At 67.6% G+C, this 24,933-nt stretch carries 25 protein-coding genes; 10 read left to right on the plus strand and 15 right to left on the minus strand.

Annotated features, from left to right (window positions below; all coding sequences use genetic code 11):
- The first annotated feature begins 35 nt into the window (after positions 1-35).
- Positions 36-1,286 carry a muropeptide transporter gene (locus A9973_RS26405; RefSeq protein ID WP_183016700.1) on the plus strand — a complete coding sequence of 417 codons (1,251 nt, stop codon included), beginning with the start codon at positions 36-38 and terminating at the stop codon, positions 1,284-1,286.
- An 89-nt stretch (positions 1,287-1,375) separates the two neighbouring features.
- On the opposite strand, the gene A9973_RS26410 is transcribed toward A9973_RS26405, so the two are convergent.
- Complete coding sequence (locus A9973_RS26410) at positions 1,376-2,242, minus strand: universal stress protein (RefSeq protein ID WP_183016577.1); 867 nt, start codon at positions 2,240-2,242, stop codon at positions 1,376-1,378.
- A 266-nt stretch (positions 2,243-2,508) separates the two neighbouring features.
- Here A9973_RS26410 and A9973_RS26415 point away from each other — a divergent pair, with 266 nt between their 5' ends.
- Both A9973_RS26415 and A9973_RS26420 read left to right on the plus strand, forming a co-directional pair.
- On the plus strand, positions 2,509-3,147 hold the full coding sequence (locus tag A9973_RS26415) for a trimeric intracellular cation channel family protein (RefSeq protein WP_183016578.1): 639 nt from the start codon (positions 2,509-2,511) through the stop codon (positions 3,145-3,147).
- 125 nt (positions 3,148-3,272) lie between these two features.
- Positions 3,273-3,974, plus strand: coding sequence for a GntR family transcriptional regulator (locus A9973_RS26420; protein WP_183016579.1), 702 nt, complete (start codon positions 3,273-3,275; stop codon positions 3,972-3,974).
- A gap of 42 nt (positions 3,975-4,016) precedes the next feature.
- On the opposite strand, the gene A9973_RS26425 is transcribed toward A9973_RS26420, so the two are convergent.
- Genes A9973_RS26425 through A9973_RS26440 form a run of 4 tightly spaced genes read right to left on the minus strand, consistent with a single transcriptional unit; the run spans position 4,017 to position 6,981 of the window.
- Positions 4,017-4,784: a LamB/YcsF family protein gene (locus A9973_RS26425; protein ID WP_183016580.1), complete on the minus strand. Its 768-nt coding sequence runs from the start codon at positions 4,782-4,784 to the stop codon at positions 4,017-4,019.
- Positions 4,781-5,791 carry a biotin-dependent carboxyltransferase family protein gene (locus tag A9973_RS26430; protein ID WP_183016581.1) on the minus strand — a complete coding sequence of 337 codons (1,011 nt, stop codon included), beginning with the start codon at positions 5,789-5,791 and terminating at the stop codon, positions 4,781-4,783. The genes A9973_RS26425 and A9973_RS26430 overlap by 4 nt, the downstream gene beginning before the upstream one ends.
- Positions 5,788-6,525 (minus strand): 5-oxoprolinase subunit PxpB, encoded by a 738-nt coding sequence (gene pxpB, locus A9973_RS26435; protein ID WP_183016582.1) that lies wholly within the window; start codon positions 6,523-6,525, stop codon positions 5,788-5,790. Before pxpB ends, A9973_RS26430 begins: the two co-directional genes overlap by 4 nt.
- Before the next feature lie 24 nt (positions 6,526-6,549).
- Positions 6,550-6,981, minus strand: a complete 432-nt coding sequence (locus A9973_RS26440; protein ID WP_183016583.1) for a VOC family protein — start codon at positions 6,979-6,981, stop codon at positions 6,550-6,552.
- A gap of 146 nt (positions 6,982-7,127) precedes the next feature.
- Here A9973_RS26440 and A9973_RS26445 point away from each other — a divergent pair, with 146 nt between their 5' ends.
- The gene (locus tag A9973_RS26445) at positions 7,128-7,994 is read left to right on the plus strand and encodes a LysR family transcriptional regulator (RefSeq protein WP_183016584.1); all 867 of its coding nucleotides are present in this window, start codon (positions 7,128-7,130) and stop codon (positions 7,992-7,994) included.
- Between the two features lie 114 nt (positions 7,995-8,108).
- Here the strand turns inward: A9973_RS26445 and serA are convergent, their stop codons facing one another.
- From serA to phoB, 9 genes are all read right to left on the minus strand, one after another.
- The gene (gene serA / locus A9973_RS26450) at positions 8,109-9,305 is read right to left on the minus strand and encodes a phosphoglycerate dehydrogenase (RefSeq protein ID WP_183016585.1); all 1,197 of its coding nucleotides are present in this window, start codon (positions 9,303-9,305) and stop codon (positions 8,109-8,111) included.
- A 123-nt stretch (positions 9,306-9,428) separates the two neighbouring features.
- Complete coding sequence (locus A9973_RS26455) at positions 9,429-9,887, minus strand: DUF411 domain-containing protein (protein ID WP_183016586.1); 459 nt, start codon at positions 9,885-9,887, stop codon at positions 9,429-9,431.
- A gap of 45 nt (positions 9,888-9,932) precedes the next feature.
- Complete coding sequence (locus A9973_RS26460) at positions 9,933-10,835, minus strand: copper resistance protein B (protein WP_370539538.1); 903 nt, start codon at positions 10,833-10,835, stop codon at positions 9,933-9,935.
- A gap of 3 nt (positions 10,836-10,838) precedes the next feature.
- A complete protein-coding gene (locus A9973_RS26465; RefSeq protein ID WP_183016587.1) occupies positions 10,839-12,560 on the minus strand; it encodes a copper resistance system multicopper oxidase in 1,722 nt (573 codons plus the stop codon).
- Between the two features lie 19 nt (positions 12,561-12,579).
- On the minus strand, positions 12,580-13,068 hold the full coding sequence (locus A9973_RS26470) for a cupredoxin family protein (protein WP_183016588.1): 489 nt from the start codon (positions 13,066-13,068) through the stop codon (positions 12,580-12,582).
- A gap of 70 nt (positions 13,069-13,138) precedes the next feature.
- The gene (locus A9973_RS26475; protein WP_255469303.1) at positions 13,139-14,530 is read right to left on the minus strand and encodes a heavy metal sensor histidine kinase; all 1,392 of its coding nucleotides are present in this window, start codon (positions 14,528-14,530) and stop codon (positions 13,139-13,141) included.
- The gene (locus A9973_RS26480; protein ID WP_183016589.1) at positions 14,527-15,237 is read right to left on the minus strand and encodes a heavy metal response regulator transcription factor; all 711 of its coding nucleotides are present in this window, start codon (positions 15,235-15,237) and stop codon (positions 14,527-14,529) included. The genes A9973_RS26475 and A9973_RS26480 overlap by 4 nt, the downstream gene beginning before the upstream one ends.
- 56 nt (positions 15,238-15,293) lie before the next feature.
- Complete coding sequence (gene phoR, locus A9973_RS26485) at positions 15,294-16,601, minus strand: phosphate regulon sensor histidine kinase PhoR (protein WP_183016590.1); 1,308 nt, start codon at positions 16,599-16,601, stop codon at positions 15,294-15,296.
- Between the two features lie 12 nt (positions 16,602-16,613).
- On the minus strand, positions 16,614-17,312 hold the full coding sequence (phoB, locus tag A9973_RS26490) for a phosphate regulon transcriptional regulator PhoB (RefSeq protein WP_006227196.1): 699 nt from the start codon (positions 17,310-17,312) through the stop codon (positions 16,614-16,616).
- Between the two features lie 163 nt (positions 17,313-17,475).
- Between phoB and ubiE the strand changes: the two genes are divergently transcribed.
- The 6 genes from ubiE to rfaE2 all read left to right on the plus strand — a co-directional run bounded on the left by ubiE (position 17,476) and on the right by rfaE2 (position 23,464).
- Positions 17,476-18,252 (plus strand): bifunctional demethylmenaquinone methyltransferase/2-methoxy-6-polyprenyl-1,4-benzoquinol methylase UbiE, encoded by a 777-nt coding sequence (gene ubiE, locus A9973_RS26495; RefSeq protein WP_183016591.1) that lies wholly within the window; start codon positions 17,476-17,478, stop codon positions 18,250-18,252.
- A 179-nt stretch (positions 18,253-18,431) separates the two neighbouring features.
- Positions 18,432-19,442, plus strand: a complete 1,011-nt coding sequence (locus A9973_RS26500; RefSeq protein WP_183016592.1) for a Tim44 domain-containing protein — start codon at positions 18,432-18,434, stop codon at positions 19,440-19,442.
- A 185-nt stretch (positions 19,443-19,627) separates the two neighbouring features.
- On the plus strand, positions 19,628-20,266 hold the full coding sequence (locus A9973_RS26505; protein ID WP_183016593.1) for an SCP2 domain-containing protein: 639 nt from the start codon (positions 19,628-19,630) through the stop codon (positions 20,264-20,266).
- Positions 20,267-20,269: 3 nt separating this feature from the next.
- Positions 20,270-21,823 (plus strand): ubiquinone biosynthesis regulatory protein kinase UbiB, encoded by a 1,554-nt coding sequence (gene ubiB, locus A9973_RS26510; protein WP_183016594.1) that lies wholly within the window; start codon positions 20,270-20,272, stop codon positions 21,821-21,823.
- Positions 21,824-22,004: 181 nt separating this feature from the next.
- Positions 22,005-22,883, plus strand: coding sequence for a ferritin-like domain-containing protein (locus A9973_RS26515; RefSeq protein WP_183016595.1), 879 nt, complete (start codon positions 22,005-22,007; stop codon positions 22,881-22,883).
- A 92-nt stretch (positions 22,884-22,975) separates the two neighbouring features.
- Positions 22,976-23,464 carry a D-glycero-beta-D-manno-heptose 1-phosphate adenylyltransferase gene (gene rfaE2, locus A9973_RS26520; RefSeq protein ID WP_183016596.1) on the plus strand — a complete coding sequence of 163 codons (489 nt, stop codon included), beginning with the start codon at positions 22,976-22,978 and terminating at the stop codon, positions 23,462-23,464.
- Between the two features lie 75 nt (positions 23,465-23,539).
- Here the strand turns inward: rfaE2 and A9973_RS26525 are convergent, their stop codons facing one another.
- On the minus strand, positions 23,540-24,871 hold the full coding sequence (locus A9973_RS26525; RefSeq protein ID WP_183016597.1) for a TolC family outer membrane protein: 1,332 nt from the start codon (positions 24,869-24,871) through the stop codon (positions 23,540-23,542).
- Positions 24,872-24,933: the final 62 nt, after the last annotated feature.

The raw sequence follows: 24,933 nt of genomic DNA on the forward strand, positions 1-24,933 counted from the left end.
GGTTTCGCCGCTCGGGTGCGTTCCAGGAGACCGTCATCACCGCTGTATCCAACGTCTACACCAGCCCCCGCGTGGCCCCCTTGCTGGTCCTGGGCTTTGCCAGCGGACTGCCGTTGGCCCTGACCAGCGGAACCTTGCAGGCCTGGGCCACCGTGGAAGGCGTGCCGCTTCAGGAAATCGGTTTCCTCACCCTTGTAGGCACCGCCTACACCATCAAGTTCCTTTGGGCGCCGCTGATCGACCGGTATGTGCCGCCCCTGCTGGGCCGCCGCCGCGGCTGGATGCTGGTGACGCAGCTGCTGCTGGCCCTGGCCATCATGGCGATGGGCATGCTGTCGCCATCGACGGCGCTCATGCCGCTGGCCATGCTGGCCGTGCTGGTGGCTTTCCTGTCCGCCACGCAGGACATCGCGTTCGACGCCTACTGCACGGACGTGCTGCGCAAGGAGGAACGCGGCGCCGGCGCCGCCGTCAAGGTCATGGGCTACCGCCTGGCGATGATCGCCTCGGGCGGCCTGGCGCTGATCCTGGCGGACCAGTGGATCGGCTGGGGCTACACCTATGTGCTGATGGGCGGCCTGATGCTGCTGTGCGCGGTGGCCACCCTGCTGGCGCCCGAACCCGAACACGTTGCCCGCGCGCCGCGCAACCTGCGCGAGGCCGTCGGTGAACCGCTGCATGAATTCTTCACCCGGCGCGGCGCGCTGGCGGTGCTGCTGCTGATCGTGCTGTACAAGCTGGGCGACGCCTTCGCGGGCGCGCTGTCCACTACCTTCCTGATCCGCGGGGCGGGGTTCACGCCCACCGAAGTCGGCACGGTGAACAAGGTGCTGGGGCTGGCCGCCACCATCGTGGGCGCGCTGGCCGGCGGGTCGCTGATGTCGCGTTGGGGCCTGTACCGGTCGCTGATGGCCTTCGGCCTGCTGCAGGCCGTGTCCAACCTGGCGTACTGGCTGATTGCCATCAGCCCCAAGAACCTGTGGCTGATGGCCACCGGTGTCGGCATCGAGAACCTGTGCGGCGGGCTGGGCACCGCGTCTTTCGTGGGGCTGTTGATGGCGCTATGCCGCCAGCGGTTCTCCGCCACGCAGTTCGCGCTGCTGTCGGCGCTGTCGGCGGTGGGCCGCACCTATCTGGCCGGGCCGCTGACGCCGCCGCTGGTGGGCTACATGGGCTGGCCGGGCTTTTTCCTGGTGACGGTGGTGATCGCGCTGCCGGGCCTGGTGCTGCTGAAGATGCTGCGCGGCACGATCGAGACCATGGAAAAGCAGGGCGACCAGGCATAAGGCGGGCCGGCTCGTCCCGCGGGGTCCGCTTCGTCCGGACGAAAAAAACGGCGCCCGGAATCGGACGCCGTTTTTCCTTACCCGCCCGCTTATTCTTTATCGGTCAGCCGGACGATCAGCACGTCGCTGGGCAGAGACTCCAGCAACCGCTCGGCCACGCTGCCGATGGCGGTGCGCAGGATGCCGGTGCGGCCGTGGGTGCCCGTCACAACCAGGTCGGAGCGGTGGTTGAACGAGTATTCCGACAGTACGGTTTCGGGCTGGCCGGCTTCCAGCACGATCCGGGGCGTCTTCCCGGACAGTTCGGGCGTGTCGGCCGTGAATTCGCGCGCGCTTTGTTCGGCGCCCTTGTAGAAGCTGCGCGTGATGGCGTCGTCGGGCAGGCTCTTGCCCTGGAACGGCACGTCATAGGCGTGGAACAGCGTCAGGTCGGCGTTGGGCACCAGTTGCAGCGCGGCGCGCAGGGCCTGGCGCGAGCCGGGCGAGAAATCGGTGGCGACCAGCACGTCGCGGTACGGCTTGCGCGGCCGGGTCTTGACCACCAGCACCGGCTGGCGTGCCTGGCGGGCCAGCTTTTCGACGGTGGTGCCCAGCAGCAGCCGGCCCAGCGTCTCGTCCCGCGCGATGCCGGTGACGATCAGCGAGCAGCCGAAGCTGTCGGCGGTTTCCATGATGCGCGCCAGCGGATCGCCGGACACGACGACGACTTCGGACGGCACGTCGGCGGCGGCCAGGTCTTCAGCCAGCTCGCGTTCGGCCAGGGCCTTGTGGTCGGTCGACAGGCGCCGCCAGACCGGCGTGGTCAGGCGGGCGGGCGTGGCATGGCTTTCCATGACATGCAGGACGATCAGCTTGGTGCCGAGTTCTTTGGTGAGCTGAAGCGCGCGGTCCAGGGCACGGTCGCCCCGCGCGCTCAGGTCCGTCGCCAATAGGATGGGGCCTGTTTGCTGTGTCATACGTTATCTCCCGGTTCAAGCCAGGGTGCCGGTTCCCGCGTCCGGGCAACCTGGCGGTTGCCGCCCCTGAGGGCATGCCCCCATTGTCCCGCCGCAATACGGCTTGGGGATTGATCGATATCAACGCACGGTCCAGCGTACGGGATGGGGCGCCTGCAGGCAATGGCGGCTTGCGCAAGGTCAGGGTCAATACAATGGGGCCTGCCGGACGTTGAGTCCGGTTCCAGTTCCGGTCCGATCACCGCCCCTTATTTCCGCCTTTCTACATGTTCTCCGATATTTCTCCTGCCCTGCTGCACACGCTGTACCTGGTCGCCATCGTGGCCGAAGCCATGACCGCGGCGTTGTCGGCCGGCCGGCGCGACATGGACTGGATGGGCGTGTGCATCATCGCCTGCGTGACCGCGCTGGGCGGCGGTTCGCTGCGCGACGTGCTGCTGGGCCACTACCCGCTGACATGGGTCATCCACCCCGAATACCTGTGGATGACGGGCGGTGCCGCGATCCTGACCGCGCTGATCGCGCCGGTCATGCGGCGCTTGCGCAGCGTGTTCCTGCTGGCCGACGCGCTGGGGCTGGTGGCGTTCACCGTCATCGGCTGCCAGGTGGCGCAGATGATGCAGTTGCCGATCACGGTGGTGCTGATCAGCGGCATGATCACCGGTTGCGCCGGCGGGGTGCTGCGCGACGTGCTGTGCAACGAAGTGCCGCTGTTGTTCCGCAAGGAGCTGTACGCCAGCGTGTCGGTCGTGACCGGGGCGCTGTATCTGGGCGGCCAGTCGCTGGGCCTGTCGGCGAATGCCGCCGTGCCCGTGGCGCTGGCGGTAGGCCTGGCCTTGCGCCTGCTGGCCCTGCGCTTCAATTGGCAGATGCCCAAATTCGTCTACCGCGACGATTGGGACTGAATCCCCAGCCGGGCATAGCAGAGGGTTATTTCGCCTCTGCAACAATATTCCTATTTGTGTTTCAATAGATTTCTAGTATCTTCTCGGTGTCTCAACCACGCATCGCGCAGTACAAGGGGAGCCGATTGGACGTCAAAGCGCCCGCCACGATTCCGTATTTCCTTCAGGAACAGATTCGTGAGTTGATAGTGGATGGCACTATCCGGCCCGGGCAGCCGTTGCGGGAGCAAGAACTAGAGCAGCGTTTCGGCACCAGCCGCAGCCCGATCCGGGAAGCGCTGCGCCTGCTGGAACTGAGCGGCCTGGTCACGCATATCCAACGCAAGGGCTTCAGGGTCACCCTCTATACCGAAACGCAGATCCGCCATCTGTACATGTTGCGCGCGGAGCTGGAGGCGTATTGCATCCGCCAGTTGGCGGACATGCGCGACCTGGCGCCGCTGGTGGCCGAACTGCGCAGCTATGACGAAGCCATCGCGGCGGCCGTGGCCAAGCGCGATATCCGCGCCTGCATCGCGGCGTCGCGCGAGTTCTATCTGGCGGGGGCCCGCTACACGGGCAATACGCCGCTGACCAGCATGCTCAGCAAGCTCTACGAACAGGTGGAGCCGCTGCGCTATCTGCTGGCCCGGCGCTCGATCGAAACCAACACCCTGCAGATCTACACGCACGGCATCACGCAGGCGCTGGCCGTCCGTGATTTCGAGCGCGCGGCGGACCTGACGCGCAACTACGTGGTGGAAGTGCTGCCGGGCATCCTGCAGTCGTACCGCGACGCCGCCGAACAGGCCGCGGAAGACCTGGCGCCGCGCTACGGCCGGGCCTGAGCCTGGGGCCTTGGCGTCAGACCTTAGCTTCAGGCTTTAACTTCAGTCACGGACTGGCGTGCGGACTTCGATGCCCGCCTGCTCCAGCGCCTGGCGGATGCCGTTGGCGAACAGCAAGGCGTTGGGCTGGTCGCCGTGGATGCAAAGCGTGTCGGCCTCGACCGGCACGTCGCGCCCGTCGACCGAACGCACCTTGCCTTCGCGCACCATGCGCACCACTTGCTCCACCGCTTCGCCCAGGTCTTCGATCATGGCGCCGGGGCGCGTGCGCGGCGTCAACGAACCGTCGTCCTGATAGGAGCGGTCGGCGAACACTTCGCTGGCGGCCGCCAGGCCGATCGCGCGGGCCGCGTCGATCAGCTTGCTGCCCGCCAGCCCGTACAGGATCAGCGACGCGTCCACATCCTTGACCGCCTGGCAGATGGCGCGCGATAGCCCTTCATCGCGCGCCGCCATGTTGTACAGCGCGCCGTGCGCCTTCACATGGTGCAGCCGCGCGCCTTGCGAAGCCGCCACGCCGGCCAGCGCGCCGATCTGGTAGACCACGATGTCATAGGCCTCGTCCGGCGTGATCTGGATCACGCGGCGGCCAAAGCCCGCCAGGTCCTGCAAGCTGGGGTGGGCGCCCAGCGCCACGCCCCGCTTGAGCGCGGCGGCGACGGTCTTGCGCATGGTGGCGGGGTCTCCGCCATGGAAGCCACAGGCGATGTTGGCGGAGCTGACGTACTGCAGCACCGCCGCGTCGTTGCCCATGGTCCACGCGCCATAGCTTTCGCCCATGTCGCAGTTCATATCGATGCGGGTGGTCATTGCGGTTTCCTTGTTGCCAGGGCCAGCAGGGCGCGCAGGGGTTCCAGCGCTTCGTGCAATTGTACGAATGCGCGTTCGCGCTCGCCGTCCAGGCGTTGCGCGTCTTCCAGCGTGATCGCCTGGAAGCGCAGGGACTGGCCGGGCGCGGACTGCGCCAGGGCGGGCAGGTCCACCGTCGCGATCTGCGCAAGCTTGGGATAGCCGCCGGTGGTTTGCCGGTCGGCCATGAGGATGATGGCTTCGCCGCCCGCGGGCACCTGCACGGTGCCGAAACTGGCGGCCTCAGACAGCATCTGGCGCGGTTGGCTCAACGACAGCGCGGGGCCCTGCAAGCGGTAGCCCATGCGGTCGGATTGGGGGCTGACGCGGAATTCCGCGTCCGTGAAGGCCTGGCGCGCGGCCGCCGAGAATTCATCCCAGTGCATGCCGGCCAGGAAACGGATGGCGCCGCGCCGTTGGCCGCCCAGCGTACCGGGCAGATAGGCGCGGATGTCCCACAGCGCCGATTGCAGCGCGTCCAGTCCGTGGCTGTCCAGTACCGCGCGAAGCGGGACCTGGTCGCCTTTGGCCAGCGCGCGGCCCTGGAAGCCGCCGAAGCCGCTGCGCAGGTAGGTCGATTCGCTGCCCATGACAGCAGCAAGCGCAAAGCCGCCGTGCACCGCCAGATAGCCGCGCACGCCCGTGGCCGGCCGCGCGCCGGAGGCCAGGATGTCGCCCGCGCGGGCCACCAGCGGGCGGTGCGCCGGGATGTCCTGGCCGTTGAGGGTGGCGCCCAGGTCGGCGCCCGACAGCGCGAAACAAGCGGGCGCGTCAAAGCGCAGGGTGGGGCCGATCAGGGTCATTTCCAGCGTGGCCGGATCGCCGGTGTTGCCGGCCAGCGCGTTGGCCAGGCGGTGTGCGCGTTCGTCCATGGCGCCCGCGGCCGGGATGCCTTCGTGCTGGAAGCCGCCGCGGCCGCGGTCCTGGAAGCTGGACAGCATGCCGGGCTTGATCACGGTCACGCTCATGGCCGGGCGTCCCGGATGCGGTCGAACTCCTGCGGGCTGATCGGCACGAATCGGACTGAATCACCCGGTTGAAGCAGGGAGGCAGGCTCGCGGGCGGGGTCGAACATCGTCAACGGCGTCGCGCCGATGAGGTTCCAGCCGCCGGGCAGCCGGTTCGGGTAGATCACGGTCTGCCGGTTGGCGACCGCCACCGCGCCGATGGGCACCGCGGTGCGCGGCGAGGGACGGCGCGGGATATCCAGTTTTTCGTCATGCACGCCCAGATAGGCGTGGCCGGGCGCAAACCCCAGCATGAACACCATGCAGCGGGGCTGGCTGTGCAGGGCGACGATCTCGTCTTCGGTGGCGCCCGCCGCCCGCGCCACGTCGGGCAGGTCGGGGCCGTGTTCGCCGCCGTAGCAGACGGGGATGTCGATCTGGCGGCCGTCCAGGGCGTCGGCGCCGATGCCTTCGGCCAGCAAGGCGTCGATGCTTGCCGTCAGGCTGCGGGAAGAGGGGCCGTTGCCCAGGCCGTCGGGCCGGTAGTGCACCGCCACCGCGACGAACGAAGGCACGACGTCAGTGACACCGGGCAGTTGTGCGGCGCGTAATTTTCGCGCCGCGGCCAGACAGGTCCGGCCGACCGAGGCGTCGATCCTGTCGCCGAAGGCAATGATCAGGCAGCGATCCCCCTGGGGCAGGATGCGCCAGGAGGTTCCGGCCAGAGAAGGGGGGTCTTCTGAAAGAGCGTTCAACGGCGCGGAACCTCTGGCGGCGGATTACTTGGCGAACAAGGAATCCATGTTCTTGAAGGCCTTGAATTCCAGCGCGTTGCCCGACGGATCCAGGAAGAACATCGTGGCTTGTTCGCCCACTTCGCCCTTGAAGCGGATGTAGGGCTCGATGACGAACTCGGTGCCTGCGTCGATCAGGCGCTTGGACATGGCTTCCCATTGTTCCATGGAAAGCACGGCGCCGAAATGGCGCACCGGCACGTTGTGGGAGTCCACGGCGCTGGTGGCCTTGTGGCCGCATTCGGCAGGCGCCAGGTGGGCGACGATCTGGTGGCCGTAGAAGTTGAAGTCGATCCATTCGGGCGAGCTGCGGCCCTCCGGACAGCCCAGTTTTTCGCCGTAGAAGGCGCGGGCTTCGGCCAGGTCGCGGACCGGGAAGGCCAGGTGGAACGGCGGCAGGTTGGTTTGGGCGGTCATGAAAAACTCCGGGTCATTCAAAAAAGTGATCGGCGTGCGGGCCGGCCCGCACAGCGCGGGCTTGCTCACACCAAGCCATAGTTTAGGTATTGTTTTTTTGATTGAAAAACGATATTTTTTGTGTCTTAGCATCAAAAATATTGATTGTGATCAAAGAATTCAAAACCTTCATCGCCGTGGCGCGCGACGGGACGTTCACCGGCGCTGGCGCGCACCTGGGCCTGACGCAGTCGGCCGTCAGCGCCCAGATCAAGCGCCTGGAGGAATACCTGGGCGTGGCGCTTTTTGACCGGGGGGCGCGCGCCGCCGTGCTGAACGCCCACGGACGCGAGATGCTGCCGCAGGCGGAAGAGCTGGTCGCCATGGCCGAACGCATGGTCACCACGGCGGGGGCGGGCCAGGTCAGCGGCCTGCTGCGCATCGGCGCCATCGCCTCGGTGCAGCAAGACCTGCTGGTGCGCGCCGTGGGCCGGTTCCGCGCCGTCTACCCCGATGTGCGGGTACGCGTCGTGCCCGGCGTGTCGCTGTCGTTGCTGGGGCAGGTGGACGCCGGCGAAGTGGACATGGCCGTGCTGATCCGCCCGCCGTTCACCCTGCCGCCGGAACTGGGCTGGCACCGGTTGCTGAACGAGCCGGTGGTGCTGGCCATGCCGGACGCGATGCCGCCGGCGCCCTGGCGCGAGCTGCTGGCCACGCAGCCCTTCATCCGCTACGACCGGGCCTCGTTCGGGGGCCGGGTGGTGGATATCTTCCTGAAGAAGCACCGCATCCACGTGCACGAAGCGGTGGAGCTGGACGAAATCGAGGCCATCGCCAACATGGTGCGCCACGGCCTGGGCGTGGCGCTGCTGCCGCAGTTGCGGCGGCTGGACGTGACGGGTCTGCGGCTGCTGCCGTTGGACGAACAGGCGTTCCACCGCGAGATCGGCATCATCGGCCGCCTGCCGTTCGACGCGGGCAGCGTGCGCGAGAAAATGGCGGAATGCCTGATGGCGGCGGCCGCCGAACCCTGACCCTGAACCTGACGTGGGTGTCGGCCTTCGGCCTTGCCTTGCCGGGCCGCGCTGGCCCAGGAAAAAAAAAGCGCCCCGCAAAAAGGGCGCTTTTCGTTCCGGCGCGGCCGGGTGTTACAGCCGGTCGCAGCGGACCGTGATGGGGTGGTCGCGCAGCGTGGTCATCACCACGTCGTCGACCTGACCTTCCACGTCGGTGATCACGTAGCCGATCTGGCCCTTCGTCTGCAGTGTCTGGCTGACGATGTTCAGGCCGTGCTGCGCCATCAGGTTGTCCAGCGTGCCGAGCGCGCCCGGGGCGTTGCGGTGCACATGCAGGATGCGCGTGGCGCCGGCCGGCTCCAGGTAGGGCAGTTCGGGGAAGTTGACCGCGCCCTTGGTCGTGCCGGCCTGCATGAAGCGCACCAGCTTCTCGGCCACTTCGCGGCCGATGTTCTCTTGCGATTCCTGCGTGCTGCCGCCGATGTGCGGGGTCAGGATGACGTTGGGCAGGCCGATCAGCGGGCTGGCCAGCGGTTCGTCCGCGCCCTTGGGCTCGGTGGGGAACACGTCCAGCGCGGCGCCGGCCAGATGGCCGGATTTCAGCGCGGCGTGCAGCGCGTCGATGTCCACCACCGTGCCGCGAGAGGCGTTGATGAGGATCGCGCCGCGGCGCATGCGGCCGATGGTTTCGGCGTTCATGATGTTTTCGGTGGACTTGCCGCCCGGCACGTGCAGCGTCACCACGTCGGCCTGCTCCAGCAGGTCGTTGAGCGTCCCGGCGGGGCGCGCGTTGCCCAGCGGCAGCTTGGCTTCCACGTCGTGGTAGACGACGCGCATGCCCAGGCTTTCGGCCAGCGTGCTGATCTGCGAACCGATGTTGCCGTAGCCCACGATGCCCAGCGTCTTGCCGCGCGTTTCAAAGGCGCCCGAGGCGCTCTTGTCCCAGTGGCCCAGATGCACGCGGGCGTTCTTTTCGGGAATCCGGCGCAGCAGCAGGATGGCTTCGCCCAGCACCAGTTCGGCCACCGAACGGGTGTTGGAGAAAGGCGCGTTGAACACCGGGATCCCGCGCTGCATGGCCGAATCCAGATCGACCTGGTTGGTGCCGATGCAGAAGCAGCCTACGACGCGCAGGTCGGGGCTGGACAGCAGGGCGGCATCCAGGTGCGTGCGAGAACGGATCCCCGCCACGTGCACGCCACGCAGGGCTTCCTGCATTTTCGCCGGCGGCAGGGCCGCAGCGTGCGTGACGATGTCGGTGTAGCCGGCGGCTTCGAAGACCGCGCGCGCGCTCGGATGGATGTTCTCGAACAGGACGATTTTTGCCATGACTGCCAAGGGGTGGGTGAGAAATGCGTTTTATTTATTGTGGCGCATTTTTGCTGCAGTGCAAGGAGTAGCCATTGAGACGGTGTGGATGAATTGTTTCAATGGCTTGCCCACCCCCAGGCCCTACCGGTACGCCTGGAAGACCTTGGCGCCGCCCTGCTTGTCCACCAGCACGACGTCGTGCGGCGTCTTGCGGCCGCCGTACTCCGGGCCGTCCATGCCGGGGGACCCTAGCGGCATGCCGGGGGCGGCCAGGCCGGCGGCGTCCGGTTTTTCCAGCAGCAGCCGGCGCACGTCGCTGGCGGGCACGTGGCCTTCGACCGCGTAGCCGTCCACGACGGCGGTATGGCAGGACCCGTAGTCCGCCATGCCCGCATTGCGGCGGATGGCGCCGGTGTCCTCGACGTCATGCGTGGTGACGGCGAAGCCGTTGTCGCGCATGTGCTTGACCCAGTCTTCGCAGCAGCCGCAGGTGGGCGTCTTCCAGACCTCGACGCGCGCGGGCGTCTGCGCCGTGGCGAAGACGGGGGCGCCAAGGGCCGCGGCAAGGATCAGGCGGCGCGTGATGCGGGAAATGTTCATGATGCTCCGTACACGGATAGGGGTGGGAAGGGGCGCGGCCCCGCGTCAGAACCAGAAGCGCACGCCCGCCATCACGGCGGTCTGGGACCGGCTGGCCCCGGCGTCCGAGGCGTAGCTGGCGGTCTGGCCGAACTTCCGTTCGAAGGAGACGCCGATGTAAGGGGCAAACTCGCGCGTGACTTCATAGCGTAGCCGCAAAGAGAGCGACCCGGTCGACAGGCCCGATCCGATGCCGCGTTCGGGGTCGCGCTTGCCGTACAGGCTGGCCTCGATTTCCGGCGTGAGGACGAGGCGCTGCGTCAGCAGCAGGTCGTACTCGGCCTTCAGCGCCAGCGCGGTGCGGCCCGACGATCCCACATAGGCGGTGGTCTCCAGTTCGATGTTGTAGGGCAGCAGGCCTTCGACGCCGAACGCGGCCCAGTTGCGCTTGGGGCCCGTGCCGATGTCGCGGCGCGCGCCCAGCTGAAGGTTCCAGAAGGGCGAGACGGCATGGCTCCAGAAGGCTTCGACCTTGCCGTCCGAGCCGCCGCCGTTTTCGCGTTCGCCTTCGCTTTTGACCAGCAGCCGGTCGGTGGCCGAGCCGATCCAGAAGCGGCCATCCCAGTCCAGCGCGTTTTCGCCGTCGCGGTTGCGCGTGACGCCGAACCTGTCGAACAGCACCTGCCAGGTGGACGCGTTGTCCATCATGTGGGGATGGATGCCGTAGCTGTCGTAGCTGCGTTCGCCCGCGCCATCGCTGGTCGGCAGGCTGCCGACTGGCGGCGCGTTCGATGCGGGGGCGCCGCCGTGCCCCATTGCCGCATGGTCCATGGCGGCGGGCGACATGGCGCCGTGATCCATGCCGGGCATGCTGGCATGGTCCATCGCGGCGGGTTGCGCATGGACGCCCGACGCGCCCAGCGTCATGGCCAGGGCGCAGGCGCCCAGCAGTTTGCGTTGAGTCGTCATCGTTTACTCCACCACGACCGCTCTGAACATGCCGGCCTCCATGTGATACAGCAGGTGGCAGTGATAGGCCCAATGTCCGCGCGCGTCGGCGCTGACGCGATAGCTCAGCCGCTGCGCCGGGTTGAGGGTGATCGTGTGCTTGCGCACCTGGAACGCGCCGTCGGGCGATTCCAGGTCGCTCCACAGGCCATGCAGATGGATCGGGTGCGTCATCATCGTGTCGTTGACCAGCACGAAGCGCACGCGTTCGCCGTAGCGCAGCACGATGGGCTTGGCGTCCGAGAACTTCACGCCGTTGAACGACCACATGTAGCGTTCCATGTTGCCGGTCAGGTGCAGTTCGATTTCGCGCGAGGGCGCGCGGTTGTCTTCGGGTTCGCGGATGGAGTGCAGGTCCGCGTAGGTCAGCACCCGGCGGCCGTTGTCGCGCAAGCCTACGCCGGGGTCGTCCAGCCGCGTCGACACCACGTCGGGCAGCATGGAGTTGCTGACCCCGCGTTCGGTCGGATAGGGGTGCTTGACTTCGACCATGCCGCCTTGCCCGGCGGCCGAAGCACCGTGGCCGCCGTGGTCCATGCCGGGCATGCCGCCTGCCCCCCCCATGTCGTGCGCCATGCCCATGTCCATCATGCCCAACAGCTGCACGCGGTCCAGCGCGGGCACCTCGGCCTGCATGCCGGCGCGCGGCGCCAGCGTGGCGCGCGCAAAGCCCGACCGGTCCATCGCCTGCGAAAAGATGGTGTAGGCGCGGTTGTCCTGCGGCTCGACGATCACGTCGTAGGTTTCGGCCACGCCGATGCGGAATTCCTCGACGTCCACGGGCCGCACGTCCTGCCCGTCGGCGGCCACCACCGTCATCTTCAGGCCCGGGATGCGCACGTCGAAGTACGTCATCGCGGACCCGTTGATGAAGCGCAGCCGGATGCGTTCGCCCGGCTTGAACAGGCCGGTCCAGTTGCCCGAGGGCGTCGCGCCGTTGGTCAGGTAGGTGTAGGTGGCGCCCGACACGTCGGCCAGGTCCGTCGGCGTCATGCGCATCTGTTCCCACATCAGGCGTTCGGACAGCGCGTCGCGCCAGCCGCGTTCCTGCGCGTCGGCGGCCAGGCTCTGGACGCTGGGCTGGATGCGGTTGTAGTACTCGGGCATCACCTTCAGCTTGTTGAAGAGCCGCATCGGGTCTTCGTCCGTCCAGTCCGACAGCAGCACCGTGTAGTCGCGGTCGGAGGCGACGGGATCGCGGCGGCGCGGGTCGATGACGATGGCGCCGTACAGGCCCGTCTGTTCCTGGAAGCCCGAGTGGCTGTGATACCAGTACGTGCCGCTCTGGCGCACCGCGAAACGGTAGGTGAAGGTCTGGCCCGGGTCGATGCCGGGAAAGCTCAGGCCCGGCACGCCGTCCATGTCGGTGGGCAGCAGGATGCCGTGCCAGTGGATGGAGGTCTGCTCGCGCAGGCGGTTGGTCACGTGCAGCGTGACCGTGTCGCCTTCGCGCCAGCGCAGGATGGGGGCGGGCACCTGGCCGTTGACCGTGGTGCCGATGCGCGCGGCGCCGGTGAAGTTCACGGGCGTTTCGCCGATTTCCAGATGGAACTCCGTGCCGCGCAATTCGGCGGCGGACGCGGGCGAGGCCAAGGCGGCGCGCCAGCCGCCCAGCGCGGCCAGCGCGCCGCCGGCGGCCAGGCCCTGCACGAAGCGGCGGCGGGCAAGGGGAGGGGATGTGCTCATGGGAATCATGCGCCGGGCGTCAAAGCACCGACACCGCGCCCTTCATGCCGGCGCTGTAGTGGCCGGGTTCCAGGCAACCGAAGGACACCGTGCCCGCCTTGTCGAAGCGCCACACGATCTGGCCGGACTTGCCGGCCTCCAGCGACACGGCGTTCGCCTCTTCATGGCGCATGCCGGGGTCCTTCATCATCATGTCGTAGTGCGCCTTCAGGTCCGCATCGGTGCCCAGCACCAGCTCGTGGCGGATCTTTCCCGAATTGCGTACGTTGATGCGCACGGTCTCGCCCGCCTTGACCTCGATGCGGTCGGGCGTGAAGCGCATGGCGTCGGTCATGTCGACATCGATGGTGCGCGTGGCGCGGGCGGCGTTGCCCGGCTTGCCGATGGGCGCCGAGGCGGCCGGCATGGACATGCCGTGGCCGGCGTGTTCGCCGGCGGCCTGCGCGGCGCCGGCGACCAGCAAGGCCAGCGCGGCGGCTTGGGTAAAGCGGATCAGGGTGTCTTTCACGAGAGTCCTCAAGAGGGGGGCCGTGATGACACTGTAGGAAAACGGGGGTGACCCGATTCTGTCGCCCGGATTACGGTTTTGTAATGTTCCTGGAAGCCGCCCGCCCGCGCAGCGTGATGCCGACCACGGTGCCGCGGGCGTCAGACACCGCGTCGACATCGCCGCCGTGCATTTGCGCGATGGCCCGCACGATGGCCAGGCCCAGGCCGTGGCCTTCGCTGCGCGGCGCGCGCGTGTGCCCCGAGCGGAAGAAGCGGTCGAAAATGCGGGGCAGGTCGGCGGGCGGAATGGGCCGGCCGGGATTGCGCACTTCCACCCGCGCGCCCGCCGGCGACTCCGAGCATCGCAGCACGATGTCGTGCCCGGCGGGGGTGGCCTTGATGGCGTTGGAGATCAGGTTGGCCAAGGCGCGGCGCACCAGGCCGGGGTTCGCGGCCACGGTGGCGTCGCCCTCGCAGCGCAGGCGCACGCCGTGCTCGTCCAGCATGGCTTCGTAGTATTCCGCCACGCGGCGGGCTTCGGCCGCCAGCGAGACCGGGGCCAGGTCGGCGGCCAGTTCGCCGCGGTCCGCGCGGGCCAGAAACAGCATGTCGTTGACCAGTTTCTTCAGGTCTTCGAGCTCTTCCAGATTGGATTCCAGCGCGTCGCGCAATTCGCCGGCCTCGCGCGGTGACGACAGCATGACCTGCGCGCCGTTGATCAGCGTGGCAAGCGGCGTGCGCAACTCATGCGCCACGTCGGCGTTGAAGCCTTCCATCTGCTGGTAGGCCGCCTGCAGGCGCTCCAGCGTGCGGTTGAACGACCGCACCAGCTCGTGCAGTTCGCGGTCGGTGTCCTCCAGCGGCAGGCGCCGCGACAGGTTGTCGGGCTGGATGCGCGCGGCCAGCTCCGACAGCCGGCGCGTGGGGGCCATGCTGCGGCGCACGGCCCAGGCCGCCAGCACCACCGTCGCGCCGACCCACAACGCGCAGATCAGCACGAGCGCGGTGCCGTAGGCGTACAGGAATTGCGAACTGGTGCGGGTGCTGACCGCCACGGTCAGTTGCGCGCCCGGCAGGATGCGGTCGTTCATGGCGACCCGCAGGCCGCGCATGCGGCCGCCGTCGGCCGCCTGCAGCACGACCTGGTGGCCGCCCACGGTGTCCAGCGTTTCGGGGGCGGGGCCGCCGTAGACGGCCTTGCCCTGGGCGTCCACGATCCAGATGCCCAACTGGCCCTGGCCCGCGCGCATCTCGTCGAAGGTGGCGGCCAGGTCCTGCAGGCCGCTGGCGCTGTTCTGCATGTCGATCAGATGGTCGATCAGTTCCAGCTTGCCGTTGACCTCGGTGATCTCCTGGCGCTCGACTTCGCGCTTGAGCGCCCAGAACAGCGTGGCCCCGGCCAGGCTGGAGACCAGCAGCGCGATGGCGCCCAGCAGCAGCGTCAGCCGCGCCTGCATCGAGCGCATGCGCGGCGGCTTCATTCGGGGCGGGGCGCGGGATGCGTGTCGGGGCGCGGTTCCAGGCGCGACTCCAGCACGTAGCCCATGCCGCGCACGGTGTGCAGCAGTTTGGCGTCGAACGGGTCGTCCAGCTTGCTGCGCAAGCGCCGCACCGCCACGTCGATGACGTTGGTGTCGCTGTCGAAGTTCATGTCCCACACCTGCTCGGCCAGCGTGGTGCGCGACAGCACCTGCCCCTGGCGGCGCAGCAGCAGCGCCAGCAGGCTGAATTCCTTGGCGGTCAGGTCCAGCCGGCGCCCGCCGCGCTGGGCGCGCCGGCGCGCCAGGTCCAGTTCCAGGTCGGCCAGGCGCAGCAGCGTGGGCTCTTGCGAGCGTCCGCGGCGCAACAGCGCCTGCACGCGCGCCAGCAGCTCGGAAAACGCGAAGGGCTTGACCAGGTAATCGTCGGCGCCGCCTTCCAGGCCGCGCACGCGGTCTTCCACCGCGTCGCGCGCGGTCAGCATGAGGATGGGGGTGTCTTTCTGCGCGCGGACCGACGCCAGGATGCCGAAGCCGTCCACGCCCGGCAGCATCACGTCCAGCACGATCAGGTCGTAGGCGCCTTCCAGCGCCAGATGCAGGCCGTCCACGCCGTCGCGGGCAAGGTCCACGACATGGCTTTGCTCCGAAAGCCCCTTCTTCAGGTAGTCGGCCAGTTTGGGTTCGTCTTCGATGACCAGGATGCGCATGGCCGGGAATTTACCATCCGCGCCGGACGGCGCGGAGGGTTCCAGCGTGGCAAGGTTTACGCGGGTCCGTCGATGGCGATGCGCTCGGCGGGGAAGCGCAGCGCGAAGACGCTGCCCTTGCCCGGTTCGCTGGTGATGAGCAGTTCGGCGTCGTGGCGCATGGCGATGTGCTTGGTGATCGCCAGCCCCAGCCCGGTGCCGCCGACGGCGCGCGAGCGGCCGCGGTCCACGCGGTAGAAGCGTTCGGTCAGGCGCGGCAGGTGGCGGGCGGGGATGCCGATGCCCGTGTCCTGCACGCTGTAGCGCCCGCCGCCGTCGGCGTCGCGTTCCCAGCGCACCGTGATCGTGCCGCCGTCGGGCGTGTAGCGCACCGCGTTGGTCAGCAGGTTCGACAGCGCGGACGTCAGTTCCGTTTCGGCGCCCAGCACGTCCAGCGTTTCGTCGATATGCCATTCCAGCGCATGGCGTCCGCCCGAAAGGGCTTCGATCTGCTGGCGGGCCTTCTGCAGCAGCGCACCCATGTTGATGGCGCGCGGATCGCTGCCCGGCGAAGATTCCAGCGTGGACAAGGTCAGCAGGTCTTCCACGATGGCCTGCATGCGCTGGGCCTGCTCGTGCATCATGTCGATGTACTGCGCGCGCTGCTCTTCGGGCAGCGCGTCGGCCGGCATGTCGCGAAGCGTTTCCAGGAACCCGGCCAGCACGGTCAGCGGCGTGCGCAGTTCGTGCGAGACGTTGGCCACGAAATCGCGGCGCGTGGTCTCCAGGCGTTCGATCTGGGTGACGTCGCGGGTGATGAGCAGGCGCTGATTGCTGGCGTAAGCCGTCAGCTGCATCATCATCAGGCGTTCCTGGCCGTTCTGGCCCAGGCGCACCAGGATCGGCTCCGGCCAGGCCGGGCGATGCGCGTATTCCACGAACTCCGGCGCACGCAGCAGGTTCAGCAGATTATGGCCGCGGTCGGCCGGCAGGCGCAGGCCCAGATGCTGGCGCGCCATGCGGTTGCACCAGTCGATCTGGAAGTCCGCGTTAAGGGTGACCGCGCCGTCCGGCAACGCCTGGGCGGCGGCCAGCATGCCTTGCATGGTGTCGTGGGTTTCGGCCAGTTCGCGGGCACGGGCGCGGGTATAGCGGTAGAGCGGGGCGAGGATGTCGTCCCAAGGCCCGACGGAAGCGGGGGGGGAGGTGTCCGGGTGGTTGGCCCATTGGGAGACCAGCTTCAGCCTCCAGCTGCGCCAAAGCAGCATGGCGGTCAGCGCGGCCGAAAACACGATCCAGCCCAACGGGTCTCCTATGAGCCATTGCGCCAGTAGCGAAATCACCGCCCACAGGGCGACCAGGAAAAGTGTGCGCAGCCAGATCATCGTGCGGCAGTTTTACCGCGTCGGGAGCTGGGCCGTAAACCGGTAGCCGCTGCCGCGCACCGTTTCCACGTGCGCGTCATGGCCGCTGGGCTCCAGGGCCTTGCGCAGGCGGCGGATATGGACGTCCACGGTGCGCTCTTCGACGAACACATGATCGCCCCAGACCTGGTCCAGCAGTTGCGAGCGCGAGAACACGCGCTCGGGGTGGGTCATGAAGAAATGCAGCAGGCGGAATTCGGTGGGGCCGATCTGCAGCGACTGGCTGTTGCCCGACAGGCGATGCGTCACCGGATCCAGTTTCAGGCCGCCCACGTCGATCACGTCGTCGGTCAGCTGGGGCGCGCGGCGGCGCAGCACCGCCTTGATGCGGGCCATCAGCTCTTTCGGCGAGAAAGGCTTGGTGATGTAGTCGTCGGCGCCGGCCTCCAGGCCGTCCACCTTGTCCTGCTCGGAACCTTTGGCGGTCAGCATGATGACCGGGACGGCGCGGGTGCGCTCGTCGTTGCGCAGCTTGCGCGCCATGGCCAGGCCGGACGTGCCGGGCAGCATCCAATCCAGCAGGATCAGATCGGGGAGTTCGGCGCGGATCAGGGTCTGGGCCTGGTCGGCGTCGAAGGCGCGCAATACTTTGTGCCCCGCGAATGACAGGTTGACGGCGATCAGTTCCTGGATTGCGGGTTCGTCTTCGACAACGAGGATAGTGCTGGACATGGCGAATTTGGCACGCTTCGGAGCGCCGGCGCGGCGCGAACATTGCGATAGTATGGCCGCAATATTTCAGGTATGTGACCGCAGGGTGCTGCCGGGGCAGGTTCAGCGGCCTCCGCCAGGTGCCCGATAGGCTACCATTGAACGATATATCGGGAATTTCACCATGCAAAACCCCTCCGAATCGCAACATTCCGCGGATTCCAACCCGCAATCCACGCATTTCGGCTTCCAAACGGTGCCGGAAGGCGACAAAGCCCGCAAAGTCGCTGAAGTCTTCCACTCCGTCGCCCAGCGCTACGACGTCATGAACGATTTCATGTCCGCCGGCCTGCATCGCATCTGGAAGGCCTTCACCATCGGCCGCGCCGCCATCCGTCCCGGCATGAAGGTGCTGGACATCGCCGGCGGCACGGGCGACCTGGCCCGCGCCTTCGCCAAGCGCGCCGGCCCCACGGGCGAAGTCTGGCTGACCGACATCAATGATTCCATGCTGCGCGTGGGCCGCGACCGCCTGACCGACGCCGGCCTGCTGCTGCCCACCGCCGTCTGCGACGCCGAGCGCCTGCCGTTCCCGACGGGCTACTTTGACCGCGTCAGCGTGGCCTTCGGCCTGCGCAACATGACCCACAAGGACCGCGCCCTGGCCGAAATGGCCCGCGTGCTCAAGCCGGGCGGCAAGCTGCTGGTGCTGGAATTCTCGCGGGTGGCCAAGCCGCTGTCGCCCGCCTACGACTGGTATTCGTTCAACGTGCTGCCGTGGCTGGGCAAGAAGATCGCCAACGACGAGGCCAGCTATCGTTACCTGGCGGAATCCATCCGCATGCACCCCGACCAGGAAACCCTGGCCGACATGCTGCGCACCGCCGGCCTGGAACGGGTGCAGTACTTCAACCTGACGGCCGGCATCGCCGCGCTGCACGAGGGCGTTCGCCTGGGCTGAACCCAGCCTGTCCATAGGATGTTTCGTCACCCCACGGGGAACTTGTGGGCCGGCGTCTTGTCCGTTATTCTTACGACATTCAGATTACTGTAAGAAAAGTCGCGACTATGGTCCCGCTGTCCGCGGGACTCCCCGCCGCTCGGGGCAGCGGGGGCGCGAGTACGAGGGAGCCAAACTCTATGACCAAATTCTGTTTCTCGCGGTTTGTCGCCGCGGCGCTCATCGCCATCTCCGGCGCGGCGTTGGTGACGGCGTCTTTTGACGCCGAAGCCCGCCGTGCAGGCGGCGGCGCCAGCTCCGGCCGTCAATCCTCCAATGTGACCCAGCAGCGCCAGGCCACGACGCCTCCGGCCGCCGCGAACAACACCGCAGGCGCCACCGCCGCGCCGGCAGCCGCCGGTGCCGCCACGGCCGGTGCCGCGGGCGCCGCCGCCAAGAGCGGCGCGTCGCGCTGGCTCGGCCCCATCGCCGGCATCGCCGCTGGCCTCGGTATCGCCGCCTTGCTGTCCAGCATGGGCCTGTCGGGCGCGTTCGCCGAATTCCTCGGCTCCGCGCTGCTGATCGCCGCGGTCGTGTTCGCCGTCATGTTCATCATCCGCCGCCTGCGTGGCGCGGGTCCCCGCACGGCAACGCAAGGCGCGTTCAACGGCGCCAACAATGCGCCGGGCCAGCAACAGCAGCCCACGTGGCGTGAAGCGCTGAAGCCGGCAGCCGCCGCGCCCGCCGCTGCCGCCGCACCCGTGGCTGCCGCCCCGGTGGCACCGCCCGCCGTGCTGCCCAAGGCTGGCGAGGACAACAACTGGTTCGTGCCGGGCGATTTCGACACGCCCAACTTCCTCAAGCAGGCCAAGGACCAGTTCGTCCGGATCCAGGCCGTCTGGGACAGCGGCAGCACCGATGGCCTGCGCGACTTCCTGACCGATGACCTGATCACCGAGCTCAAGCCGCAACTGGCCGAGCGCGGCGCCGCGCCCAACAAGACCGAAGTGGTCCTGCTGAACGCCGAAATGCTGGGCATCGAGACGGTTTCCGACGGCCACCTGGCCAGCGTGCGCTTCTCCGGCATGCTGCGCGAAGCCCCGGGCGCCGAGGCCTTCCGCTTCGAAGAAGTCTGGAACCTGTTCAAGCCGGCGAACGGCGGCTGGCTGCTGGCCGGCATCCAGCAGATCCCGGTGGATCTCGCCAGCTAAGGCTGGCCGGCCGGGTCCGATTCCCGCCTCCGTTGCGGATGCCGCAAGGCATCTGCTTGAACCGGCCCTCCAAGGGCCGGTTTTTCCATGTCCTTCCGCAAAACACGCACCCATCTAACCCGTTACACTCCCGATTTACCCATTAACTTCGGCAACCCCGGCCACCGGGGCCGTTGCAGACCGTCATGCTGCCTTTTTCCTTCCTGCCCACCCCCTCGCGACTGGCTGTAAGCGCGCTCAACGCCCTATTGCGGCGCGAGGACTGGGCGCGCGAGCGCCTGGCGCGCCACGCCGGCAAAACCGTGCGTTTCGCGCTGGGAGGCTTCACGCTGGGCCTGACGATCGACAGCGAGGGCCTGGCGGCGCAGGCCGACCCGGCCGTGGTGCCCGACGTGACACTGACCGTCGCGCCCGAAAAGCTGCCCCTGCCGCGCCTGGGCGCGGACCGCGAGACCCCTGACTTCGCCGAAGCGACCCACATTTCGGGCGACGCGGCGCTGGCGCAGGTGGTGGCGGACCTGTCCAAGCAACTGCGCTGGGACCCGGAAGACGCCCTGGCCCGCGTAGTGGGCGATATCGCCGCGCTGCGCATCGTGGGCGGCGCCCGCGCCGCTGCCGATGGCGCGCGCACGGCTGGCCGCCGGCTGGCCGAGAACGTATCCGAATACCTGGCGGAAGAAAGCGGCGTGCTGGCGGGCCGTCCGGCGCTTGAGCAGTGGCGCCTGGACCTGGCCGAACTGAACGCCCGCGCCGATGCGCTGGCGCGCTCGGCCACCGTGCTGCAAACCCGTCTGGCTGCCGCCAGCGCAAAGCGGGGCGCCTGATCCATGTTTCCCTTGCTGCGCCTGTTCCGCATCATCCTGGTTTCGTTGCGCTATGGCCTGGACGAGCTGGTGCTCTCCAGCCTGAACCATCCGCTGGCCACCTGCCTGTTGCGGGTCATCCGCCTGGGCACCCGGCCGCGCCAGCCGCGCGGGCAGCGCCTGCGCCTGGCCCTTGAATCGCTGGGCCCCATTTTCGTGAAGTTCGGGCAGGTGCTGTCCACCCGCCGCGACCTGATCCCCGCCGACATCGCCGACGAGCTGGCCCTGCTGCAAGACCGCGTGCCGCCGTTCCCGTCCGCGCAGGCCGCCGCCTGCATCGAAGCGGCGCTGGGCGCGCCGCCCGACAAGCTCTTCGCGCAGTTCGACGTGGACCCGGTGGCGTCGGCCTCGATCGCCCAGGTGCACTTCGCGGTGCTGCACGACGGCCGCGAGGTGGCGGTGAAAGTGCTGCGCCCGGGCATGCTGAGCATCATCGAAAAAGACCTGTCGCTGCTGAAGATCGTGGCGCGCATTATCGAGCGCCTGGGCGCCGACGGCCGCCGCCTGAAGCCGCGCGAAGTCGTGGCTGAATTCGACAAGTACCTGCACGACGAACTGGACCTGGTGCGCGAGGCCTCCAACTGCAGCCAGCTGCGCCGCAATTTCGGCCCCGAGTCGGGCCGCGGCGACATGCTGATCGTGCCCGAGGTCATCTGGGAATACACGGCGTCCACGGTGTTCACCATGCAGCGCATGTACGGCATGCCGGTGGGCCAGGTGGAGCGCATGCGCGCAGCGGGCATCGACATCCCGACCCTGGCTCGCACCGGCGTCGAGATCTTCTTCACGCAGGTCTTCACCGACGGCTTCTTCCACGCCGACATGCACCCGGGCAACATCTACGTGTCGGACCGCCCCGCCACGCTGGGCAGCTACATCGCGCTGGACTTCGGCATCGTCGGGTCGCTGTCCGAATTCGACAAGAACTATCTGGCGCAGAATTTCCTGGCCTTCTTCCACCGCGATTACCGGCGCGTGGCGCAGTTGCACATCGAGTCGGGCTGGGTGCCCGCGGATACGCGCGAAGAAGAGCTGGAGGGCGCCGTGCGCGCCGTCTGCGAACCGTACTTTGACCGGCCGTTGTCCGAGATCTCGCTGGGGCAAGTGCTGCTCCGCCTGTTCCAGACGTCGCGCCGGTTCAACGTGGAGATCCAGCCGCAGCTGGTGCTGCTGCAGAAGACGTTGCTGAACGTCGAGGGATTGGGCCGCCAGCTCGATCCCAACCTGGATCTCTGGAAGACCGCAAAGCCCTATCTGGAACGCTGGATGCGTCAGCGCGTCGGATTCAAGGGGCTGCGTCAAAGCCTGGAAAAGGAAGCCGTGCAGTGGTCCCAAATGCTGCCCGCCTTGCCCAGGCTGGTCCATGACCACCTGAGCCGCCCGAACGTCTCGCCTGCGCTGCTGGCCGAGATGATTCACCTGCGGCGCGCCCAGGAGCAGAACAATCGGCTGGTTGCAGCGCTGGTTGGGGTGTTGGCCCTTGCGATCGGGGTCGCAATATGGGCCTTGACCCGATAGGCGGCGCGATGATCTAGACGAACTCTGTCATGTTTCATTCATGAAACGGTCATCATAGCTTCGCGGGAGACGGCGAAAAATAGCGCTGCGGTGGATGAATGCAGCGTCACGCCGAAAGAGACGCGCGCGCCATTCATTAATTTCTATCGCCCCACTAGCGGGACGAATACAAGGGCAGACCATGCTTTATCCTGAACTCTTCAAGACCATGGAAGCCGTGCGCTGGAACATGGCCCACGACATCCCCTGGGGGGATTTCGATCGCAGCAAGCTCTCGGACGAGCAAGCCCAGACGATCAAAATGAACGCCATCACCGAATGGGCGGCCCTGCCTGCCACGGAAATGTTCCTGCGCGACAACCGCGGCGACAGCGATTTTTGCGCATTCATGTCGGTGTGGTTCTTCGAAGAGCAGAAGCACTCGCTGGTGCTGATCGAGTACCTGCGCCGTTTCCGTCCGGACCTGGTGCCGACCGAGGAAGAACTGCACAACGTGCGTTTCGAATTCGATGCCGCGCCCGAGCTTGAAACCCTGATGCTGCACTTCTGCGGCGAGATCCGCCTGAACCACTGGTACCGCCGCGCCGCCGAATGGCACACGGAACCCGTCATCAAGGCCATCTACAAGACCGTTGCGCAAGACGAAGCCCGCCACGCCGGCGCCTACCTGCAGTACATGCGCCGCGCGCTGCATGACCGCGGCCAGGACACGAGCGAACAGGCCCGCGTGGCGTTCTCGAAGATCGGCGTGCTGATGGCGTCCGCCGGCCGCACCCAGCAGGCGCTGCATCCGACCAACCTGCACGTGAACAAGGACCTGTTCCCCAACGACACCGTGCAGTCCCGCCTGCCGGAGCCGGGCTGGCTGGAGCACTGGCTGGATACGCAGATCCGCTTTGACGGCATCTGGGAACAGAAGGTCGCCACCCGCATCCTGCACATCCTGTCCAAGCTGATGGACCGCAGCTTCGAGACGGTGAAGGACCTGAACCGCTACCGCAAGGAAATGACCGCGCTGGTGGTGCCCAAGGAAAAGAAGATCATCCTCGCCGGCGCGTGATCGCCGGCGGCGCTGCGGGGCAGGCCTGGCGCCGCCCCGCAGTGGCGGCTTTTGAGGCGGATTGGCGGCCGGCGGGCGGATATAATCGCCGCATGTCAGCCGCCCGCTTCGAATCCAAAGTCCTGTCCCGCGACGAATGCGTCGCCGCCGCTGCTGCCGGCCGCTTGCCGCGGCCGCTGGTGTTCACCAATGGCGTCTTCGACATCCTGCACCGCGGGCACGCGACCTATCTGGACCAGGCCGCCCAACTGGGCGCGACGCTGGTGGTGGCGGTGAACACCGACGAATCGGTGCGCCGCCTGGGCAAAGGGTCCGAGCGCCCGCTGAACCGCATGGAAGACCGCGCCGCGCTGCTGGCCGCGCTGGGTTGCGTGACGGTCGTCACGTCCTTCCACGAAGACACGCCCGAGGCCCTGATCGGCGAGCTCAAGCCTGACCTGATCGTCAAGGGCGGCGACTACGACATGGAAAAGCTGCCGGAAGCCGCGCTGGTCAAGACCTGGGGCGGCCGCGCGGTGGCGATCCCGTTCGAATTCGAACGGTCGACCACCGCATTGGTGAAGAAGATCCAGGGCGCCTGACCGGCGTGCGGGGAATACGAAAAAGCGGCCTTGGGGCCGCTTTTTTTATCTTGCCGCCTAGATGGGCGCAGGCGGTCAGCGGGCGTTCCGCAACAGGCGGTTGATGGCTTCCAGGTCGGTCTCGGCCAGGATGCCGCTGACGGCCTTCAGGCGCAGGCCCGACAGCACCGTGCTGTAGCGCGCCAGCGCCAGGTCGCGCTGGGTGGCGTACAGCTGCTGCTGGGCGTTGAGCACGTCCAGGTTGATGCGCACGCCCACCTCGTAGCCCGTGCGGTTGGCCTCCACGGCGGCGCGGCTGGACTTCTCGCCGGCTTCCAGGGCCTGGATGCGGGCCAGGCCGCTGGTGACGCCGGTGTAGTACTGGCGCGCGGCCTGGACGGCCTGGCGGCGCGTGGTTTCGAAGTCGTGGCGGGCCTTTTGCTCCAGCTGCACCTTTTCGGTGACTTGCGACGACACGCCGCCGCCCGCGTACAGGGGAATGGACAGGACCACGCCGATCGTGTTGTCGATGGGTTTGCCGGGCGCCGCGTTGCGCATGACAGCGTCGCTGGCGCTGCCGCTGGTGGCGCGCAGGTTCAGGGTGGGGTAGTGGCCGCTCTTGGCGATCTGGATCTCGCGGCCGGCGATGCGGGTCAGCAGTTGCGCCCGCAGCACTTCCAGGCTGGAGGCTTCGGCCTGGGTGCTCCAGTCGTTCACGCGGGCAGGTTGCGGCGACGGCAATTGCACGCCGTAGGGTAGTTCGGCCAAGGCGCCGGGCGGCGTGCCGATGATCTTGGCCAGTTCGTCGCGGCGCACGTCCAGGTCGTTCTGCAAGCGCAGTTCCTGCGCCAGCACCAGGTCGTAGCGCGCCTGCGCTTCGTAGGTGTCGGTGACGGTGGCGTTGCCCAGTTCGAAATTGCGCTTGGCGGACTCCAGCTGCCCGGCCACGGCGGCCTTCTCGGCCTCGGTGGCGGTCAGCGTGTCTTGCGCGTAGAGCACGTTGAAGTAGGCGTCGGCCACGCGCAGCAGCAGGTCTTGGTAGGCCTGTTGAAGCTGCACTTCGACGTCGGCGACGATCAGCTTGGATTGTTCGTAGTTCTGCCAGCGGCCCCAGTCGAACAGGGGCTGGGTCAGCGCCAGGTCCCAGACGCCGCGCCCGCCGCTGTAGGACACGCCCAGGCCGCGGGTGCTGCGCGTTTCCTGGTAGGCGCCGCCGGCTTCGGCGGAAATCAGGGGCAGCAGCAGCGAACGGGCTTGTGGTTCTTTTTCCAGGCCGGCGCGGTAATTGGCGCGCGCGGCGGCGTAGGACGGGTCATTGCCCAGGGCGGATTGCCAGACCTGGATCAGGTTTTGCGCAAAAACGGGCGACGGGCCGACGCTTGCGGCAGAGGTAAAAACCAGTAAAGCCGTAAGCAATCGGACGCGCATGATTTTCAACGATACGCCGGGCCGTCCTGACAGGCGCGCGCCCCGGTGGGGGGCAGGCGCCA

The organism is Achromobacter sp. UMC46 (assembly GCF_014170335.1).
Taxonomy (GTDB): Bacteria; Pseudomonadota; Gammaproteobacteria; order Burkholderiales; family Burkholderiaceae_B; genus Achromobacter.

Coding starts and splice junctions, on each gene's coding strand:
- A9973_RS26410 (WP_183016577.1), bottom strand. CDS start 2,242: ATGACACAGCAAACAGGCCCCATCCTATTGGCGACGGACCTGAGCGCG.
- A9973_RS26415 (WP_183016578.1), top strand. CDS start 2,509: ATGTTCTCCGATATTTCTCCTGCCCTGCTGCACACGCTGTACCTGGTC.
- A9973_RS26425 (WP_183016580.1), bottom strand. CDS start 4,784: ATGACCACCCGCATCGATATGAACTGCGACATGGGCGAAAGCTATGGC.
- A9973_RS26430 (WP_183016581.1), bottom strand. CDS start 5,791: ATGAGCGTGACCGTGATCAAGCCCGGCATGCTGTCCAGCTTCCAGGAC.
- A9973_RS26440 (WP_183016583.1), bottom strand. CDS start 6,981: ATGACCGCCCAAACCAACCTGCCGCCGTTCCACCTGGCCTTCCCGGTC.
- serA (WP_183016585.1), bottom strand. CDS start 9,305: ATGGCAAAAATCGTCCTGTTCGAGAACATCCATCCGAGCGCGCGCGCG.
- A9973_RS26455 (WP_183016586.1), bottom strand. CDS start 9,887: ATGAACATTTCCCGCATCACGCGCCGCCTGATCCTTGCCGCGGCCCTT.
- A9973_RS26460 (WP_370539538.1), bottom strand. CDS start 10,835: ATGACGACTCAACGCAAACTGCTGGGCGCCTGCGCCCTGGCCATGACG.
- A9973_RS26465 (WP_183016587.1), bottom strand. CDS start 12,560: ATGAGCACATCCCCTCCCCTTGCCCGCCGCCGCTTCGTGCAGGGCCTG.
- A9973_RS26475 (WP_255469303.1), bottom strand. CDS start 14,530: ATGAAGCCGCCGCGCATGCGCTCGATGCAGGCGCGGCTGACGCTGCTG.
- A9973_RS26480 (WP_183016589.1), bottom strand. CDS start 15,237: ATGCGCATCCTGGTCATCGAAGACGAACCCAAACTGGCCGACTACCTG.
- phoR (WP_183016590.1), bottom strand. CDS start 16,601: ATGATCTGGCTGCGCACACTTTTCCTGGTCGCCCTGTGGGCGGTGATT.
- phoB (WP_006227196.1), bottom strand. CDS start 17,312: ATGTCCAGCACTATCCTCGTTGTCGAAGACGAACCCGCAATCCAGGAA.
- ubiE (WP_183016591.1), top strand. CDS start 17,476: ATGCAAAACCCCTCCGAATCGCAACATTCCGCGGATTCCAACCCGCAA.
- A9973_RS26500 (WP_183016592.1), top strand. CDS start 18,432: ATGACCAAATTCTGTTTCTCGCGGTTTGTCGCCGCGGCGCTCATCGCC.
- A9973_RS26505 (WP_183016593.1), top strand. CDS start 19,628: ATGCTGCCTTTTTCCTTCCTGCCCACCCCCTCGCGACTGGCTGTAAGC.
- ubiB (WP_183016594.1), top strand. CDS start 20,270: ATGTTTCCCTTGCTGCGCCTGTTCCGCATCATCCTGGTTTCGTTGCGC.
- A9973_RS26515 (WP_183016595.1), top strand. CDS start 22,005: ATGCTTTATCCTGAACTCTTCAAGACCATGGAAGCCGTGCGCTGGAAC.
- rfaE2 (WP_183016596.1), top strand. CDS start 22,976: ATGTCAGCCGCCCGCTTCGAATCCAAAGTCCTGTCCCGCGACGAATGC.
- A9973_RS26525 (WP_183016597.1), bottom strand. CDS start 24,871: ATGCGCGTCCGATTGCTTACGGCTTTACTGGTTTTTACCTCTGCCGCA.